The sequence below is a fragment of the Microbispora catharanthi genome, from assembly GCF_006334915.2.
Lineage (GTDB): Bacteria > Actinomycetota > Actinomycetes > Streptosporangiales > Streptosporangiaceae > Microbispora > Microbispora catharanthi.
In genome coordinates, this window is record NZ_VDMA02000013.1 from 178,108 (window position 1) to 194,935 (window position 16,828).

A 16,828-nucleotide genomic window follows, 5' to 3' on the forward strand; every position below is an offset into this window, starting at 1 on the left:
GGGAGCCACCTCTGTCACACAGCAGGACCAAGGTGATGTCGATCACATAAAGGGATCTTGTCGGCATACAGGCACGCATGGAGATTTGCGGGGAATTCCTCACCCCCCTCTGGAGGCTCTCCGTGCTGTTACGAGCAGCCATGGCCGCGGTCGCCGTGACCGCGATCGGCGCGGTTCCTGCCCACGCGGCCACCGGCCCGGCCATCACCGTCGACCAGGGACGCACCCAGCCGGTCTTCTCCTACGCCGACGCCGTTCGCGAGCACGTCTACGTCGAGTCGAGCGTCGACAGCGACTCCGACGGCCGCCTCGACCGGGTCAGGGTCGACATCATCAGGCCCAGGGAGTCGGGGCCCGGGCTCAAGGTGCCGACGATCCTCGACGAGAGCCCCTACTACGACAACTCCGGGCGCGGCAACGAGTCCGAGCGCAAGGTGTACGACGCGGCGGGCGAGCCCGCCAAGTTCCCGCTGTTCTACGACAACTACTTCGTGCCGCGCGGGTACGCCGTCCTCAACGTCGACATGGTCGGCACCACGAAGTCCGACGGCTGCCCGGACGTGGGCGGCAAGGCGGACGTGCTGGGCGGAAAGGCGGTCGTCGACTGGCTGAACGGCCGCGCCCCCGCCTACCACGACGACGGCTCCCCCGCGGTGGCCGACTGGAGCACCGGCAAGGCCGGCATGATCGGCAAGTCGTACGACGGCACGCTGGCCAACGCGGTCGCGGCGACCGGGGTGCAGGGCCTGGAGACGATCGTCCCGATCTCCGCCATCAGCTCCTGGTACAAGTACCAGCGCTCCAACGGTGTCATCTACAACTACAACTACATGTCGTACCTGTCCCGGGTGATCGACACCGACCCGGCCGCCAAGTGCGCGGCGAAGCGGGCTCAGCTGGACGTCGACGCCGACGACGCCACGGGGAACTACAACGGCTTCTGGGCCGAGCGCGACTACGTCGCCGGGTCGCTCGGGGACGCGTCGAAGGTGCACGCCAGCGTCTTCGTCGTGCACACGGTCAACGACCTGAACGTCAAGCCCGACAACTTCTCGGTGTGGTGGCAGGCTCTCGCCGACCGGAACGTGCCGCGCAAGATCTGGATCGGTCGGTATCAGCACGTGGACCCCTTCGACTTCGAGGGGCGCCGCGACCTGTGGGTCGACACGCTGCACCGCTGGTTCGACCGCTGGCTGCTGGGCGTGGACAACGGGATCATGCGGGAGCCGCGCGCCGACGTGCAGGTCGGCCCGGCCGAGTGGATCACGCAGCGCGACTGGCCCGCGCCGCTCGCCCGTAAGGTCCCTCTCCGCCCGGCCGCCGACGGTTCGCTCGGGCTGCTCCCCGCCAGGAAGGGTGAGACGGCCGCCTTCACCGACACCCGCCAGTCCGAGGACGCGATGGTCGCCGACGTCGGCACGGCGGCGCCGGGCAGGGTGGCCTTCACCACCGGCGAGCTGCCGATGAACCTGCGCATGTCCGGCACACCCGAGGTGGACCTGCGGATCTCGCTCGACAAGCCGACCTCGAACCTGACCGCGCTCCTGGTCGACTTCGGCGAGGACACCCGGGTCGACTGGCGTCTCGGGCAGGGCATCACCACCCTCGCCGAGGAGGACTGCCACGGCGACAGCACCGCCTCCGACGACGCCTGCTACAAGAAGGTCGCCACCAATCTGGCCACCAGGCCCCTGGAGGTCGTGGCCCGCGGCTGGATCGACGCGCAGAACCGCGGCTCCCTCACCGAGCCGTCGCCGCTGGCCCCCGGGACGTACGCACAGGTGACGTGGCAGACCCTGCCGCAGGAGTACACGTTCAAGAAGGGCCACAGGATCGGCCTGGTGATCGCCGGGACCGACTCCACCTACAGCCGTGAGCAGGCCACCGGCGCGAACGTCACCGTCGATCTCAGGAAGAGCAGCGTCTCGCTTCCGCTGGACCTGGTCGGCGCGCTGATCAACCTGCCGAAGGGCCACAAGGACTGGCGCGGCCCGAAGCAGGTGCGGCTGCCGGTGCCGGAGATCAGGCTCTACTGATCCCCTGACCGTCCGGTGACGCGGCGCCGGGATTCCCGTCCCGGCGCCGCGTCCGTGCTGGCGCGGCTGGACCGCATCGCCGAACCGTAGGCGCCGGTCGCCGCGCGGCGGGCGTTTGGACCTGTTCTGGTCGGCAACCTGGTAGATCCAGGGTCAAGCCGACGGGAGAGGTCACCGTGCGTTTCCACGCCGACCTGCACATGCACTCCAGGTACGCCTACGCGTGCAGCAAGAACAGCGACCTGGAGCAGCTGACCTGGTGGGCCCGGCGCAAGGGCGTCACGCTCATGGGCACGGGCGATTTCACCCACCCGGCCTGGCTGGACCGGCTGCGTACGGCTCTCGTGCCGGCCGAGCCGGGACTGTTCCGGCTGCGCGACGACCTCGACCGCGAGGTCGCGGCGACGCTGCCGGGCAGCGTGGCCGACGCCCCCGTGCGGTACATGCTGTCGGTGGAGATCTCCACCGTCTACTCCCAGGGCGGCCGCTCCCGGAAGATCCACCACCTCGTCTACCTGCCGGGATTCGACCAGGCCGAGGAGTTCGACCGCGGCCTCGCCAAGGTCGCCGACCTCGGCGTGGACGGCCGGCCCACCGTACGCATGAGCTCCCGCGACCTGCTGGAGACCGTCCTGGCCTGCGGCGAGGGCGCCTACCTGGTGCCGGCGCACGTCTGGACGCCGTGGTTCGGCGTGCTCGGCTCGAAATCGGGATTCGACAGCATCGAGGAGTGCTTCGGTGACCTCACCGAGCACGTCTTCGCGCTGGAGACCGGGCTGTCCGCCGACCCCGCCATGATGTGGCAGGTCTCCGGCCTCGACGGATATCGGCTGGTCAGCTACTCGGACGCCCACTCGCCGCCCATCGTGGGCCGCGAGACCACCGTCTTCGAGACCGACCTGGACTACTTCGCGATCGAGCGGGCCCTGCGCACCGGCGCCGGCGTGTGCGGCACGACCGAGTTCTTCCCCGAGGCGGGCAAGTACCACGTCGACGGCCACCGCAAGTGCGGCGTGCGGCTCGACCCCGAGGAGACGCGCAAGCTCGGCGGCCTCTGCCCGGTGTGCGGCAGGAAGCTCACGGTCGGCGTGCTGAGCAGGGTCGAGGACCTCGCGGACCGCCCGGCGGGCAGGAGTCCGCGCGGCGCGGCGGGATTCCGCAACCTCGTCCCGCTCCCGGATCTCGTGGCCGAGACCCTGGGGGTGGGCCCGAAGAGCAAGAAGGTGAGCGCCGAGACCGACAGGCTCGTGACCGCGCTCGGACCCGAGCTCGCGATACTCGGCGACCTCCCCCTCGACGACATCGCCGCCCACTCGCCGCGGCTCGCCGAGGCGATCGGCCGCCTGCGGAACGGCGAAGTGACGAAGGACCCCGGCTACGACGGCGAGTTCGGCCAGATCCGCGCCCTCGACCCGGCGGCTTCCCAACCGGGCCGGGTCAGAGGTAGGTGATGCCGGTCAGCGCCTCGGCGGCGGTCCACAGGCGCCGCCCGACGTCGGGGTCGGCCGCCTCCGCGCTGGGGCGGACCTCCACGACCCGGCCGCGCATCTCCAGGAAGCCGGACGGTCCGAAGAACTGACCGCCACGCACATCGGGCGCGGTCGCGGCGAAGAGCTGGGGCAGCGCCCCCCGCTCGGCCGGCTGCGTCACCAGCAGCCCGCCTCGGGCGAAGATCCGCCCGATCCGGCCGCGGTGCTCCCAGGCTCGGGGGGTGAGATTGCTCCTCGACAGGCCGGGGTGGGCGACGACGCTGACGACCGGTGAGCCCGCGGCGCGCAGGCGGCGGTCGAGTTCGAGGCCGAAGACGGTGGTGGCGAGCTTGGAGCGGCCGTACGCCCGGCTGGCGTTGAAGTCGCGCCGCGACATCAGGTCGTCGAAGTCGAGATGGGCGTTCTTGTGGGTGATCGAGCTGAGGCTGACCACCCGTGCGGCGTCCGCCCGGCCGAGGGTGTCGAGCAGCAGGCCGGTGAGGGCGAAGTGGCCCAGCATGTTGGTGCCGAACTGCAGCTCGAATCCGTCGGCCGTCGTGCGGGCGGCGCCGAGGAGGACCACGCCCGCGTTGTTGACCAGCAGATCGATCGCCGGGAAGTCGGCGGTCAGATCCTTCGCGAACGCGTGCACCGACGCGAGCGAGGCCAGGTCGAGCTCACGCACCTCGATCTCGGCCCGTGGCGCGGAGCGCCGGATCGCCTCGGCCTCCCGCTCCGCGGCGACGGTGTTGCGTACGGCCATCACGACGTGCGCGCCGTGCCGGGCGAGTTCGGTCGCGGTGACCAGGCCGAGTCCCGAGTTCGCGCCGGTGACGACGGCGATCCGGCCGTGCTGGTCGGGGATGTGGCTGGCGTTCCATTCGCTCATGGCGACGACGCTAGGTCGCGGTCGCCGGAATTCGGTCGTACGCGTCTGCCTGGGAACGCCAGACCTACCTTCGGCCTGGACCGCACCGGCAGACTGTCGTCATGGCCGTCTATCACCCGTACGCCCGTGAACTCGGTGACTTCCTGCGTGCCCGGCGCGGCCGGTTGCGTCCGCAGGACGTCGGCCTTGAGCCGGGGCCCCGGCGCAAGGTGGCCGGCCTGCGGCGCGAGGAGGTCGCGCTGCTGGCCGGGCTGAGCACCGATTACTACCAGCGCATGGAGCAGGGCCGTGAGGTGCGGCCCTCCGACGAGGTGCTCGACGCCATCGCCTCCGCACTGGACCTCGGCGACGAGGAACGCCGGCACCTGTTCACCCTCGCCCGGGCGGCACGGCGGCCGGCGGCCGTCCGCACGCGCCGGGCTCCGGAACGCGTGCCGGACAGCACCCGGCGCCTGCTGCACGTCATGAGCACTCCCGCGGTCGTGCTCGGCCGGCACCTCGACGTGCTCGCGTGGAACACGCTCGCCGAGGCGCTGCTCGGCGATCCGGCCCCCCTGCCGCCGGGGCGGCGGAACATGCTCATTGTGCTGTTCGAGGATCCCGGGGCCCGTGCGCGCTGCCCCGACTGGGAGACCACCGCCCTGCAGTACATCGGCATGCTGCGGGCCGCCGTCGCGACCGACCCCACCCACCCTCGCGCCACGGCGATCATCGGCGAGCTGAGCATCCGCAGCGCGGACTTCCGCCGGCTCTGGGCCCGGCACGAGGTGCGTGAGACGGTCCACGGGACGAAGCTGTTCCGGCACCCCCAGGTGGGCGAGATCATCCTCGACTGGGACGTCTATCCCCTGCCCGGCAATCCCGGACCGGTCCTGCTCGTCTACACGGCCGAGCCCGGCACCGCCGACGACGAACGAATCCGGCTGCTCGCGTCCCTGCACGCCACCCGGGTAGCGCAGCAGGTCCAGGCCGAACGGCCTTGGCTTCCTGACGTGGTGCGCCGCGAGGGACTCGAACCCCGGACCCGCTGATCGACAGTCCGCCTCCCTATGTGCAGGTCTTCGTTTCCGGCGAGCAGAACCCGACCTCGGGGTAGCGCACCGAGGGCCTGTCCAGCAGGGGCTGTGGCCTGCCGCCCAGGTGCAGGTCGAAGAAAGCCCGGACGTATCTGCGGGTGATGTCCACGGAGCGGGTTCCGGCGAGCTCACTGCCGAGGTCGACGCCGATCTGCTGGGCCAGCAGGTCGTAGTCGCTGAACGACGGGTGTACCGCTCCGGCCACCACGAGCCAGCGCTTCCATCCGGTCAGGTGTTCCCAGTCGCGGTCCCATGTGGCGTCCGTGCCGCCCGGGCTGTGCAACGGCTGGCCCAGGAACAGGAACGGGCGCGCCACCCCGCTCGCGGGGATCGGGGCGAACATGAGGCCGTCCATGTTGATTCCGGCGCGCACCCGGGGGTCCTTCAGCATCGTCTCGGCGGCACTCGCGCCACCAAGCGACGTGCCCGCCATCGCGATCCTGGACGCGTCGATCAGCGAAGCGCCCTTCCACTTGGCGTGCGGACCGGTCAGCTGATCGATCACGAAGGAGACGTCGACCGCCCGGTTCTCCACCGCTTTCTCACCGAAGTCGTCGACGCCTTCGAGTTCGCACGCGGCGCAGGTGGCCAGCCGCCCGTCGGGGAATGTGGTGGCGAAGGTCTCGTACGTGTGGTCGATGCCGGCCACCACGTAGCCCCTGCTCGCCAGTTCCTCGGCCAGGGCGGTGAGCGAGCTTCGAGGGTCGGTGAAGCCGGGAGAGAGCACGACAAGGGGCAGAGTGTGTCCACGTCCCGCCGGTTCGGCGCCGCTGAACGCGTGGGTCCGCGTTCTGCTCAGCACGTCGAGCGGCACGCCCGTCACCCCTTTGCCCTTCAGGATTAGCTCCGACTCCTTGGGCGTCACGTAGGGCGCACGCCGTCCGTTCCGGGACCTCGCCGGATACCAGAGGGAGATCATGAGCTCCCTCGACGTGGCCTCGGGGACCCAGGGGTCAGGGCGCGAGGTGTCGTTCAGACGCAGGGACGTTGTGCCGACCGGATGGGGACCGGTCGGCTCGGGCAGATACGGCGTGCTGCTCGAAGTGACCGAAGAGCCGGCGGAGGCGTGTCCGGAAGAGGCGGACGCCGGCGTCCGGGAGGCGGGAACCGTCAGGGTGAGCAGTCCTGCGACCGCGGCCAGGCCGGCCCGCAGGATCGGAGTCCGGAGCGTCGGCTTTCCACGGCTCTGACGACGGCCGGGCAGAGCCGGACGAACCTTGTCATGCCTGGTGGGGGCCTCGGCTCTCGGCGCAGCATGCGGATCTTCGTATGGCATGGCTTGATCCTGCGGGGCCCGGGCCTGGCGCGGTATCGGCCGAAGGTGCGGTCCGCGCCGTTTGACTAGCACTTTCGGCCGAGGCCGAACCTGCGCCGCCGAGACAATCAGTGAATAACGAAAGCCCAGGTCGGATATACCGACCTGGGCTTTCGACAGGGTGCGCCGCCAGGGACTCGAACCCCGGACCCGCTGATTAAGAGTCAGCTGCTCTAACCAACTGAGCTAGCGGCGCAAAGCCCTTAGAGGCTATCGCACACCCCAGAGCAGTCCAAATCAGATCAGTCGAAATCAGGCTAGAGTAGAACAACATTCGGTATCGGCGGTTGGGAGCGCACATGTGGTTCGCCTCGCGTGACGAGGTCCGGGGGCGGCTGGCGGCCGTCGACTACCTTGCCGACGACGGCATCGCGACATCGGTGTTCCTGGCCGGGGCGCTGGGCAAGCCGCTGCTGGCCGAGGGACCGGCGGGCGTGGGCAAGACCCAGCTCGCCAAGGCCGTGGCGGAGGCCACCGGCGCGCGGCTCATCCGTCTGCAGTGCTACGAGGGCCTGGACGAGGCGCGGGCGCTGTACGAGTGGAACTACAAGAAGCAGCTGCTGCGCATCCAGGCCGACGACGGCGCCTGGGACGACATCTTCTCCGAGGAGTTCCTGCTGGAGCGCCCCCTCCTGAAGGCCATCAGGAGCGAGGAGCCCACCGTGCTGCTCATCGACGAGACCGACAAGGCCGACGTCGAGGTCGAGGGGCTGCTGCTGGAGATCCTGTCCGACTACCAGATCACGATCCCCGAGCTGGGCACGATCACCGCCGCGCGCCGGCCCTACGTCGTGCTGACCTCGAACGCGACCCGCGAGCTGTCGGAGGCACTCAAGCGACGCTGCCTCTATCTCCACCTCGACTACCCCACGCCGGAGCGGGAGCGCGACATCCTGCTCGCTCAGGTGCCCGGGCTGCCCGCGAGCATCGCCGACCAGCTCGCCCGTACGGTGGCCACGCTCCGGGCGCTGGAGCTGAAGAAGTCGCCGTCGATCGCGGAGACCGTCGACTGGGCGCACACCCTGCTCGCGCTGGGCCGTACGGAGCTGGACGAGGCGCTGATCGGCGAGACGCTGGGCGTGGTGCTCAAGCACAACTCCGACCAGGTGCGGGCCGCCAAGGAGCTCGGCCTGCCGTCCCGGTCATGACGACTCCGGCGTCCCTCGTGGACCGGCACGTGGGGTTCGTCCACGCCCTGCGGGAGGCCGGGCTGCCGGTTTCCCCGGCCGAGGGGCTGGACGCCGCCCACGCGCTCATGGTCATCGACCTGGCCGAGCGGGAGACGCTGCGCGAGGCGTACGCCGCGACGCTGGTGAAGCGGCCCGCGCACCGGCCGGGGTTCGACCTGCTCTTCGACCTGTGGTTCCCGCCGGTGATCAGCGGCACCGAAGGCACCGCCGTCGCCGAGGACGCCGAGCTGCCCGAGCTGCCCGAGCTGCGCGAGCGGTTGGCGGAGCTGCTGATGGGCGATCCGGCCGATCCCGCGTTCCGTGAGTTCGCCCGGACGATGGTGGGGCGGTTCGGGCAGGTCCAGGCCGCGCCCGGCAGGCAGTCGTGGTTCTCCTTCCCGGTGCTGCGCGCGCTGTCGCCCGAGACGCTGGTGGCCCGGATGCTGAACGCCATGCTCGACGAGCGCGGCGGCCTGCCGGAGAAGGTCGCCAGGCGGCACATCTCGCGGACCGTCGAGGCGTTCACGGAGGCGGTCGCCTCCGACGTACGCCGAAGGATCGCCGAGGAGTCGGGCATCGAGAAGATCGCCAGGTCGGCGGTCCGGCCACCGATCGACCAGGTCGACTTCCTGCGCGCGACCAAGGAGGAGCTGGCCCGGCTGCGCCGGGAGGTCTACCCCCTCGCCCGCCGCCTGGCCACCCGGCTGTCGATCAGGCAGAAGCGGGGGCGGCGCGGGCGGCTCGACTTCCGGCGCACCGTGCGTGCCTCGCTGTCCACGGGCGGGGTGCCGCTCACCACCCACATGCGCCCGCCCCGCCCCCACCGGCCCGAGCTGGTCGTGTTGTGCGACGCCAGCGACTCGGTCTCCACGTTCTCGCACTTCACGCTGTTGCTGACGTTCGCGCTCCGGGAGCAGTTCACCAAGGTGCGGGCGTTCGCGTTCGTGGACACGGTGGACGAGATCACGGACCTGTTCGCCCCGGGTGCGGACGTGCTGGACGCCATCGCCCGCCTGACGGAGGAGGCCGACATCGTCAGGTTCGGCCGCACCGACTACGGCCACGTCTTCGAGCGCTTCGCCGAACGCTTCCCGGACGCCGTGGGCCCCCGGACGTCGCTGCTGATCCTGGGCGACGCCAGGTCCAACTACCAGGCCCCGGCGCTGGGCACGCTGAAGCGGCTGGCCGGGCAGGCCAGGCACGCCTACTGGCTCAACCCCGAGCCCCGGGCCCAGTGGGACACCGGGGACTCCCTCGCCACGTCGTACGGCTCGGTCGTTCCCATGCACGAGTGCCGCAACGTCGCCCAGCTCGCCGCGTTCGTCGAGACACTGGCCTGAATCGAGACCCTTCGCCCGAATCGATTCCGGCCCGCGTCGGCGTGCTCAGCTCATGCGGCGCAGGATGCGGGCCGCCGTACGGGCCAGCAGTTCGATCTGCTCCTCGGTGAACTCGGCGGAACCGTGGGTGCGGATCCAGCGGGCCACCCTGCCCGGGTAGGCGACGGTCAGCCCCTCCCCGTGCAGCGCGCCGCCCCTGGCCTTGATCTTCCCGCCGTGCACCGCGAGCACCGGGGCGATGGAGACCTCGATGCCGGTCTCCTTGGTCAGCAGCGCGGCCATCGAACCGGCGGCGGAGATGAGGCCCTTGGCGACCGAGGTGCCGAACTTCTCGTCGAAGAACAGGCGCTCGCCGTACCGCGCGATCAGGGTGTCGGGCGACCACGCCTCGTTGTCCACGATCCACAGGCCGCCCGGCCCGATGACGAGGTGGTCGATCGACGCCTCGCCGGGCACGGCCCGGCCGTCCATCACCCGGTAGCCGTGCCGGCGCAGCCCGAGACGCAGCAACCGTCCGGTGCGCACCTCGCCGCGGCGCTTGCCCCGCCACACCGCCGTACGCTCGTGCAGGCGCCAGGCGATGAACAGGTCCGTGCCGCCCGCGAGGGCGGCCAGCCCGAGGCCGGCGGCGAACATGTTCAGCCCGAGCCGCGGGCCCACCAGGTTGCCGATGACGAACCCCGCGAAGGTGATCGCGGCCCGCACCCGGATCCGGTTCTTGCGTCCGGCGAACCAGAACGTCTCGTACAGGTTCTGCGGCGAGGCACCGGTGAACTTCTCGTCCTTCGGGACGTAAATAGACCCATTCGGCACGCGAACCCCCCACACTAGGCATGCGGCTTTCTCCGGGATACCCGAGCGGGAATCCCAACCCTCCTAAGGTGAGGGAAGTAGCGCAATTACGCCAGTGCCGACGCTTGACCGACCAGTCGGTATGCTTGACCCGAGAGACGAAGGAGGTCGGCATGGCCCGCCGCGTAACGGGGGATCGCGCGAACGGGGAGCGCCCCGCGAACGGGTCCCTGGAGGAGCCGGTGCGGCAGCGCCTGCTCGCCGAGGCCACCCGGCTGTTCGCCGGGCGGGGTTTCGAGAGCACGTCGGTGCAGGAGATCGTCGCGGCGGCCGGCGTCACCAAGGGCGCCATGTACCACTACTTCGACTCCAAGGACGACCTGCTCCACGAGATCTACGCCCGGGTGCTGCGCCTGCAGATGGAGCGACTCAACCGGTTCGCCGACGCGGAGGGCCCGGTGGCCGACCGGCTGCACGCGGCGGCGACCGACGTGGTGGTGACCACGGTCGACAACCTGGACGACTCCAAGATCTTCTTCAGGTCGATGCACCAGCTCGCGCCGGAGACGTACAAGAGCGTGCGGGCCGAGCGGCGGCGCTACCACGAGCGGTTCCGCGACCTCGTCGTCGAGGGGCAGCGCGCCGGCGTCTTCCGCGACGACATCCCCGCCGAGATGGTGGTCGACTTCTTCTTCGGCTCGGTCCACCACCTCGGCACCTGGTATCACCCCGACGGCCCGCTGACCGGCCAGGAGGTCGGCCGCCACTTCGCCGACCTCCTGCTCAACTCCCTGCGGCCCTGACCGGGCCCGGAAACGCGGCTCAGGCGGGCGCCGGGAGGTCCGCCGGACCGGCCAGCGCCTCACGGTGGTCGCCCGGCGTGCCCAGCGCGATCTGATCGGCCTTGGCCCGCTTGAGGTAGAGGTGCGCCGGGTGCTCCCAGGTCATCCCGATGCCGCCATGGAGCTGCACGCACTCCTCGGCGGCGTGCACCGCCACCGCTCCGCAATGGGCCTGCGCCACCGCGACGGCCACCGCGGCGTCGTCGCCGAGCGGTCCCGCGGAGGCCGTGTCCGCCAGCCGGGCGGCCGCGTTGCGGGCCGCCGCCCTGGCCCCCACGACCTCGAGCCACAGGTCGGCCAGCCGGTGCTTGACCGCCTGGAACGACCCCACCGGCCGGGCGAACTGCCTGCGTTCCTTCACGTACGCGACCGTCGTGGTGAGGCACCACTCGGCGACGCCGAGCTGTTCCGAGGCGAGCAGCCCGGCGCCGCGCACCAGGGCCTCCCACACCCACGGCACCTCCAGCCCGTCGGCCCTCGCGACGACCCGCGCCGGCGCCGACGCGAACGACACGGTCGCGATGGGCCGGGTCAGGTCGAGCGAGGTGACCGGCGTCACCCGGACCGCGGCGGACGCCTCCACCACGCACAGCCCGGTGCCCTGCGCCAGCCGTACGGGGACGAGCAGGACGTCGGCGACCTCCGCGCCGATCACCCCGGTGACCGTGCCGGTCACCGTGCCGTCCTCGCCAAGGGTGACCATCGGATTCGGCGGCGCATACGGCGAGGCGGCGAACGACACCGCGAGCGTGGCCGTCGCCTCGCCCGCGGCCAGGCGTCCCAGCAGCTCTTCCGCGATGTCTCCCCCGGCGGTCAGCAGGGCCTGGGTGGCCAGGACGGCGCTGCTCAGGAACGGCACGGGAGCCACGGCGCGGCCCAGCTCCTCCAGCACGACGGCGGCCTCGCGGGCCGAGGCGCCGCCTTTACGGGAGGCGGAGCCGCCGAGCTCCTCGGGGATCAGCAGCCCGGCCACGCCGATGTCGCGGGCCAGCGCCTTCCACAGCTCCGCGTCGTACGGCGTGCCGGACTCGACACGGTCGAGCACGGCCGAGGGGGAGCACTTGTCGGCGAGCAGGTCGCGCACGGCGGCCCGCAGCTCCTCCTCCACCTCCGTGTACAGCAGCGTCATCGGGGGAGGTCCTTCCAGGCGACGTCCTTGTCGGCACGCGGCTCGGCGGGCAGGCCGAGGACGCGTTCGGCGATGATGTTGCGCAGGATCTCGGAGGTGCCGCCCTCGATCGAGTTGCCCTTGGCGCGCAGGTAGCGGTAGCCGGCCTCCCGGCCGATGAAGTCGACCTTGTCGGGCCGGCGGAACGTCCAGTCGTCGTAGGCCAGGCCGTCCTCGCGCAGCATCTCGACCTCGATGCCGGACAGCTCCTGGTGCAGCCGGGCGAAGGCCAGCTTCATGCCCGAGCCCTCCGGCCCCGGATGCCCGGCGGCGAGCTGCTCCCGCAGCCGTACGGCCGTCAGGCGCATGACCTCCGAGTCGACCCAGAGCTTGAGCAGCCGCTGGTGCAGGTCGTGCGTGCGCAGCTCGGGCCGGGAGCGCCAGGTCTCGGCGACGACGCCCATCATCGTGCGCCGGGCGGGGGCGCCGCCGATCGCCACCCGCTCGTTCATCAGCGTGGTCTGCGCGACCCGCCAGCCGTCGCCCACCTCGCCCAGCCGCAGCGCGTCGGGCAGCCGCACCCCGGTGAGGAAGACCTCGTTGAACTCGGCCTCACCGGTGATCTGGCGCAGCGGGCGCACCTCGACGCCGGGGGCGTGCATGTCGCACACGAAATAGGTCAGCCCGCGGTGCTTGGGCACGCCCGGGTCGGTGCGGGCCACGAGAATGGCCCAGCGGGCGGTGTGCGCGCTCGACGTCCACACCTTCTGGCCGTCCACCACCCACTCGTCGCCCTCGCGTACGGCGCGGGTGGCCAGCGTGGCGAGGTCGGAACCGGCGCCGGGCTCGCTGAACAGCTGGCACCACACCTCCTCGCCCGTCCACAGCGACCGCAGGAAGCGCTTCTTCTGCTCCTCGGTGCCGAACGCGAGGATCGTCGGGGCGGCCATGCCGAGGCCGATGCCGATCCGGCCCGGCTGGTTGTCGGGCGTGCCCTTCAGCTCCCGGTCGGCCACGGCCTGCAGATCCCGGGGCGCGCCGAGCCCGCCGAGGCCCTCGGGGAAGTGCACCCAGGCCAGCCCGGCGTCGAACCGGGCGCGCAGGAACTCCAGGCGGTCCATGGCCGCCGGGTCGTGCTCCGCGAGGAAGGCTCTGGCGCGCTCGGCGACCGACGCCTCATCCCATGCCACGAAATATCAACCCCCACAGATTCAGCGCATGTACTTTTTGAGCTCGCGGTAGGCCAGCGACCGCTTGTGGACCTCGTCGGGGCCGTCGGCGAACCGCAGCGACCGCGCGCCCGCCCACAGCGCCGCCAGCGGGAAGTCCTGGCTGATCCCGCCGGCGCCGTGCGCCTGGATGGCCTTGTCCAGGATCCACTCCACCGTCGCCGGACCGGCGATCTTGATGGCCTGGATCTCGGTGTGCGCGCCCTTGTTGCCGACCGTGTCCATCAGCCAGGCCGTCTTCAGCACCAGCAGGCGCAGTTGCTCGATGCGCACCCGCGACTCGGCGATCCAGTCCTGGATCACTCCCTGCCGGGCCAGCGGCTTGCCGAACGCCTCCCGCGTCAGCACCCGGCGGCACATCAGCTCCACGGCCCGCTCGGCCATGCCGATGAGCCGCATGCAGTGGTGGATGCGCCCCGGCCCGAGCCGCGCCTGGGCGATGGCGAAGCCGCCGCCCTCCTCGCCGATCAGGTTGTCCACCGGCACGCGTACGTCCTCGAACACCACCTCGGCGTGGCCGCCGTGGTCGGCGTCGTCGTAGCCGAAGACCGTCATGCCGCGCCGTACGGTGAGACCGGGGGCGTCCCGCGGGACGAGCACCATGCTCTGCTGGCGGTGCTTGGGCGCCTCGGGATCGGTCTTGCCCATCACGATGAAGACCCGGCAGTCGGGGTTCATCGCGCCGGTGATGAACCACTTGCGGCCGTTGACGACGTACTCCCCGCCGTCCCTCCTGATGGAGGTCGCGATGTTCGTCGCGTCGGAGGAGGCGACGTCGGGCTCGGTCATCGCGAAGGCCGACCTGATCTCCCCGGCCAGCAGCGGCTCCAGGTATTCCTTGCGCTGCCACTCGCTGCCGAACTCCGCCAGCACCTCCATGTTGCCGGTGTCGGGGGCGGCGCAGTTGGTGGCGGGCGGCGCGATGGCGGGCGACCTGCCCATGATCTCCGCGAGCGGGGCGTACTGGAGGTTGTTCAGTCCCGCGCCCTTCTCTCCGGGGAGGAACAGGTTCCACAGGCCGCGCGAGCGGGCTTCGGTCTTGAGGTCCTCCAGCATCGGCGGCGGGCCCCACCCGCGCTGTGTCGCCCGCATCTGGGCCGCCTGTTCGTGGAAGGCGTGCTCGGCCGGGTAGACGCACTCGTCCATGAACTCCAGCAGCCGTTCCCGGTAGCGGTTCGTGGTCGCGTCGAACCCGAAGTCCATCTCAGACCTCCATCAGCCCGCGGGCGACGATCGGGGCGACCTGATCGCCGACCTCGGCGAAGCCCTCCCCCACCGTGAGCCCCTTCGTGTATCGGAAATGGATGCCCTCGGCGATCACCGCGAGCTTGAAGCAGGCGAGGCCGACGTACCAGCCGAGCCGGGACAGGTCGCGGCCGGACGCCTCCCCGTAGTGGGCGGCCAGCTCGAAGCCGGGCGGCGACTCACCGGCCGCGCCCCGGTCGAGCGAGGCGACGTCGCCGTACAGGAGGAACAGCGCCAGGTCGGTGAGCGGGTCGCCGAGCGTGGACATCTCCCAGTCGAGCACGGCCCGCACCTCGCCGTCGGCGATGAGCGTGTTGCCCAGCTTGAAGTCGCCGTGCACGATCGCCGGCTTGCCGGAGGCGGGCACGTCGCGAGCGAGCCGCTCGTAGAGGTCGTCGATGCCGGGCACCTCGCGACTGCGCGAGGCGTCGAGCTGCCGCTTCCACCGGGCGACCTGCCGCTCCAGGAAACCGTCGGGCTTGCCGAAGTCGCCGAGGCCCACGCTCTCGGGGGTGATCGAGTGCAGCGCGGCCAGCACGTCCACCAGCCCGTGGGCGAGGGCCGGGGTGAGCGGCGGCTGCCCGCCCACGACGTGCTCCATCACGTAGAAGGGCGCGCCGATGATCTCCGGTTCCCGGCACAGGTGATAGGTGCGCGGCACCGGAACGCCGGTGTCCTGGAGCGCGCTCATGACCCGGTATTCGCGGCCCATGTCGTGCGCCGTCGCCAGGACGTGCCCGAGCGGCGGCCGCCGCACGACATATGTGCTCGTGCCGTCCCTGACGACGTACGTCAGATTGGACTTGCCGCCCACAATCAGCTCCGCGGTGAGCGGCCCTTCGGTCAGTCCCTCGCGCTGGAGGTGCTCGGCGAGGCGGGTGAGGTCGAGGCCGGGCGGGTCAGCGTTCACGCCGTCAGCGTACCGACCAGACGGTATGTGTGTCGACACGGTCACGCCCAAGTGGTCCTCGCCGTTCCGCCCCAAGTGGCCATCCGCTCGCACCGTACGTCGCCGATAACGTCGGGCGCATGACCGCGAAGATGCCCGCGCCGGCCGTGCTCGACGGCCGCGCCGTACGCCTTGAGCCGCTCGCCCCCGGACACGTGCCCGACCTGTTTCTCGCAGCACAGGACGAGGAGGTCTGGCGGTTCCGGCCGGAGCCGGTGCCGGAGACCGAGGAGGACATGCGCCGCCTGGTGGACAAGCTGCTCGCCGACCCGCGTACCACCCAGTTCGCGGTGGTCCTCAAGGAGACCGGCCGGGCGATCGGCTCGACCGGCTACTGGGACGTCGGCGGCTTCGACGAGAGCGTGGAGATCGGCTCCACGTGGTATGGCAGGGCCTACTGGCGCACCGCCGTCAACACCGAGTGCAAGGTCCTGCTGCTCGACCACGCCTTCGCTCTGGGGTTCGTCCGGGTGGTGCTGAAGACCGACATCCGCAACCTGCGGTCGCAGGCGGCCATCGAGCGCATCGGCGGCGTCCGGGAGGGCGTGCTCCGGCGGCAGTACCGCCGCGCGGACGGCACCTGGCGCGACAGCCCCCTCTATTCCATCCTCGACGAGGAGTGGCCTGCCCACCGCGCCCGCCTGCTGGCCGCCCGTTAGATGCAACTTTCTCGCGATCACCCTCCTGCCGGCTGGAGCGGTGCGGCCGACCTCGGGCACCTGGCAGACCTCCTGCTACTCCAGCGAGGCTGACGCCACGTCACGACCGGCGAGACTCACCGTCCTGAGGCGATGCGGAGAAGCTCCCGGAAGGCGGCGTCGAGCTCCTCGAGGGTCGGCACGTCCCCCGCCCCCACGACCGCGTCGAACAGCAGCCCTTCGACGTAGGCGACCATCTGCCGGCCGTGCCGCACCGGATCGGGCGAACCGGCGGCGGCCAGCACCGCGACGGCCTGCTCCCGGAACCGGCGCCCCATCTCGTCGTACGTCGTGCGCAGCTCGGGGCGCCGGCTCGCCTCCAGCGCCAGCTCGTATCGTGCGATGGTGGTCTCCCGGTGCACGGTGATCGCCGCGTGCGTCGTCCTCGCCAGGAGATCCGCCAGCCGCGTCACTTCGCCCGCGCTCTCGGGCGTCCGGCCGCCGGAGGTCATCGCGGCGGTGAACACGGTCTCCTCGCGCTGGGTGAGCCGGACCAGCGCGAGCTCCAGCAGCGCCGCCCGCGTGCGCGCGTGGTTCGAGGTGGAGCCCGGCGGCAGCCCCGCGGCCTCGTCCACCGCCCGATGGGTGAGGCCGCGCATCCCCCGCTCGGCCAGGATCGCGATGGCCGCGTCCGCGACGACGACCGCCCGCTGACTGCTCACCTCCTCATC

At 71.2% G+C, this 16,828-nt stretch carries 15 protein-coding genes and 1 tRNA gene; 7 read left to right on the plus strand and 9 right to left on the minus strand.

All coding sequences use genetic code 11. The features are described 5' to 3' along the window. Nucleotides 1-122 precede the first annotated feature (122 nt). Nucleotides 123-2,036, plus strand: a complete 1,914-nt coding sequence (locus FH610_RS24175) for a Xaa-Pro dipeptidyl-peptidase (protein WP_240809160.1) — start codon at nucleotides 123-125, stop codon at nucleotides 2,034-2,036. Nucleotides 2,037-2,212: 176 nt separating this feature from the next. Continuing rightward, entirely contained in the window at nucleotides 2,213-3,487 is a 1,275-nt protein-coding gene (locus FH610_RS24180; RefSeq protein WP_139577060.1) for an endonuclease Q family protein, read from the plus strand. Here FH610_RS24180 and FH610_RS24185 read toward each other — a convergent pair. Further along, on the minus strand, nucleotides 3,474-4,394 hold the full coding sequence (locus tag FH610_RS24185; RefSeq protein WP_139577061.1) for an oxidoreductase: 921 nt from the start codon (nucleotides 4,392-4,394) through the stop codon (nucleotides 3,474-3,476). The two genes, FH610_RS24180 and FH610_RS24185, sit on opposite strands and share 14 nt — an antisense overlap. Before the next feature lie 101 nt (nucleotides 4,395-4,495). On the opposite strand from FH610_RS24185, the gene FH610_RS24190 reads away from it, so the two are divergent. Next, complete coding sequence (locus FH610_RS24190) at nucleotides 4,496-5,425, plus strand: helix-turn-helix transcriptional regulator (RefSeq protein ID WP_139577062.1); 930 nt, start codon at nucleotides 4,496-4,498, stop codon at nucleotides 5,423-5,425. A 16-nt stretch (nucleotides 5,426-5,441) separates the two neighbouring features. Here the strand turns inward: FH610_RS24190 and FH610_RS24195 are convergent, their stop codons facing one another. Then, nucleotides 5,442-6,674, minus strand: coding sequence for an alpha/beta hydrolase family protein (locus FH610_RS24195; RefSeq protein WP_338104577.1), 1,233 nt, complete (start codon nucleotides 6,672-6,674; stop codon nucleotides 5,442-5,444). 233 nt (nucleotides 6,675-6,907) lie between these two features. Continuing rightward, nucleotides 6,908-6,981 (minus strand) — tRNA-Lys (locus FH610_RS24200). Between the two features lie 103 nt (nucleotides 6,982-7,084). On the opposite strand from FH610_RS24200, the gene FH610_RS24205 reads away from it, so the two are divergent. Then, a complete protein-coding gene (locus FH610_RS24205; RefSeq protein WP_139577064.1) occupies nucleotides 7,085-7,933 on the plus strand; it encodes an AAA family ATPase in 849 nt (282 codons plus the stop codon). Further along, nucleotides 7,930-9,294, plus strand: coding sequence for a vWA domain-containing protein (locus FH610_RS24210; RefSeq protein WP_139577065.1), 1,365 nt, complete (start codon nucleotides 7,930-7,932; stop codon nucleotides 9,292-9,294). Before FH610_RS24205 ends, FH610_RS24210 begins: the two co-directional genes overlap by 4 nt. Nucleotides 9,295-9,339: 45 nt before the next feature. On the opposite strand, the gene FH610_RS24215 is transcribed toward FH610_RS24210, so the two are convergent. Further along, a complete protein-coding gene (locus FH610_RS24215; protein WP_139577066.1) occupies nucleotides 9,340-10,107 on the minus strand; it encodes a nuclease-related domain-containing protein in 768 nt (255 codons plus the stop codon). Between the two features lie 152 nt (nucleotides 10,108-10,259). Here FH610_RS24215 and FH610_RS24220 point away from each other — a divergent pair, with 152 nt between their 5' ends. Further along, nucleotides 10,260-10,889, plus strand: coding sequence for a TetR/AcrR family transcriptional regulator (locus FH610_RS24220; protein WP_139577067.1), 630 nt, complete (start codon nucleotides 10,260-10,262; stop codon nucleotides 10,887-10,889). Nucleotides 10,890-10,908: 19 nt separating this feature from the next. Here the strand turns inward: FH610_RS24220 and FH610_RS24225 are convergent, their stop codons facing one another. The 4 genes from FH610_RS24225 to FH610_RS24240 are packed head-to-tail and all read right to left on the minus strand — an operon-like array spanning nucleotide 10,909 to nucleotide 15,420. After that, entirely contained in the window at nucleotides 10,909-12,057 is a 1,149-nt protein-coding gene (locus FH610_RS24225; RefSeq protein ID WP_139577068.1) for an acyl-CoA dehydrogenase family protein, read from the minus strand. Further along, nucleotides 12,054-13,226 (minus strand): acyl-CoA dehydrogenase family protein, encoded by a 1,173-nt coding sequence (locus FH610_RS24230; RefSeq protein ID WP_139577069.1) that lies wholly within the window; start codon nucleotides 13,224-13,226, stop codon nucleotides 12,054-12,056. Before FH610_RS24230 ends, FH610_RS24225 begins: the two co-directional genes overlap by 4 nt. 21 nt (nucleotides 13,227-13,247) lie before the next feature. Beyond that, a complete protein-coding gene (locus FH610_RS24235) occupies nucleotides 13,248-14,468 on the minus strand; it encodes an acyl-CoA dehydrogenase family protein (protein WP_139577070.1) in 1,221 nt (406 codons plus the stop codon). A gap of 1 nt (nucleotide 14,469) precedes the next feature. Beyond that, nucleotides 14,470-15,420 (minus strand): phosphotransferase family protein, encoded by a 951-nt coding sequence (locus tag FH610_RS24240; RefSeq protein ID WP_139577071.1) that lies wholly within the window; start codon nucleotides 15,418-15,420, stop codon nucleotides 14,470-14,472. 119 nt (nucleotides 15,421-15,539) lie between these two features. Between FH610_RS24240 and FH610_RS24245 the strand changes: the two genes are divergently transcribed. Beyond that, nucleotides 15,540-16,118 (plus strand): GNAT family N-acetyltransferase, encoded by a 579-nt coding sequence (locus FH610_RS24245; RefSeq protein WP_139577072.1) that lies wholly within the window; start codon nucleotides 15,540-15,542, stop codon nucleotides 16,116-16,118. A 116-nt stretch (nucleotides 16,119-16,234) separates the two neighbouring features. On the opposite strand, the gene FH610_RS24250 is transcribed toward FH610_RS24245, so the two are convergent. Continuing rightward, nucleotides 16,235-16,819 carry a TetR/AcrR family transcriptional regulator gene (locus FH610_RS24250; RefSeq protein ID WP_139577073.1) on the minus strand — a complete coding sequence of 195 codons (585 nt, stop codon included), beginning with the start codon at nucleotides 16,817-16,819 and terminating at the stop codon, nucleotides 16,235-16,237. Nucleotides 16,820-16,828 lie beyond the last annotated feature (9 nt).

Excerpts from the sequence above, each read along its gene's own strand:
- FH610_RS24185 (WP_139577061.1), bottom strand. The coding sequence starts at position 4,394 with ATGAGCGAATGGAACGCCAGCCACATCCCCGACCAGCACGGCCGGATC.
- FH610_RS24190 (WP_139577062.1), top strand. The coding sequence starts at position 4,496 with ATGGCCGTCTATCACCCGTACGCCCGTGAACTCGGTGACTTCCTGCGT.
- FH610_RS24205 (WP_139577064.1), top strand. The coding sequence starts at position 7,085 with ATGTGGTTCGCCTCGCGTGACGAGGTCCGGGGGCGGCTGGCGGCCGTC.
- FH610_RS24210 (WP_139577065.1), top strand. The coding sequence starts at position 7,930 with ATGACGACTCCGGCGTCCCTCGTGGACCGGCACGTGGGGTTCGTCCAC.
- FH610_RS24220 (WP_139577067.1), top strand. The coding sequence starts at position 10,260 with ATGGCCCGCCGCGTAACGGGGGATCGCGCGAACGGGGAGCGCCCCGCG.
- FH610_RS24225 (WP_139577068.1), bottom strand. The coding sequence starts at position 12,057 with ATGACGCTGCTGTACACGGAGGTGGAGGAGGAGCTGCGGGCCGCCGTG.
- FH610_RS24235 (WP_139577070.1), bottom strand. The coding sequence starts at position 14,468 with ATGGACTTCGGGTTCGACGCGACCACGAACCGCTACCGGGAACGGCTG.
- FH610_RS24245 (WP_139577072.1), top strand. The coding sequence starts at position 15,540 with ATGACCGCGAAGATGCCCGCGCCGGCCGTGCTCGACGGCCGCGCCGTA.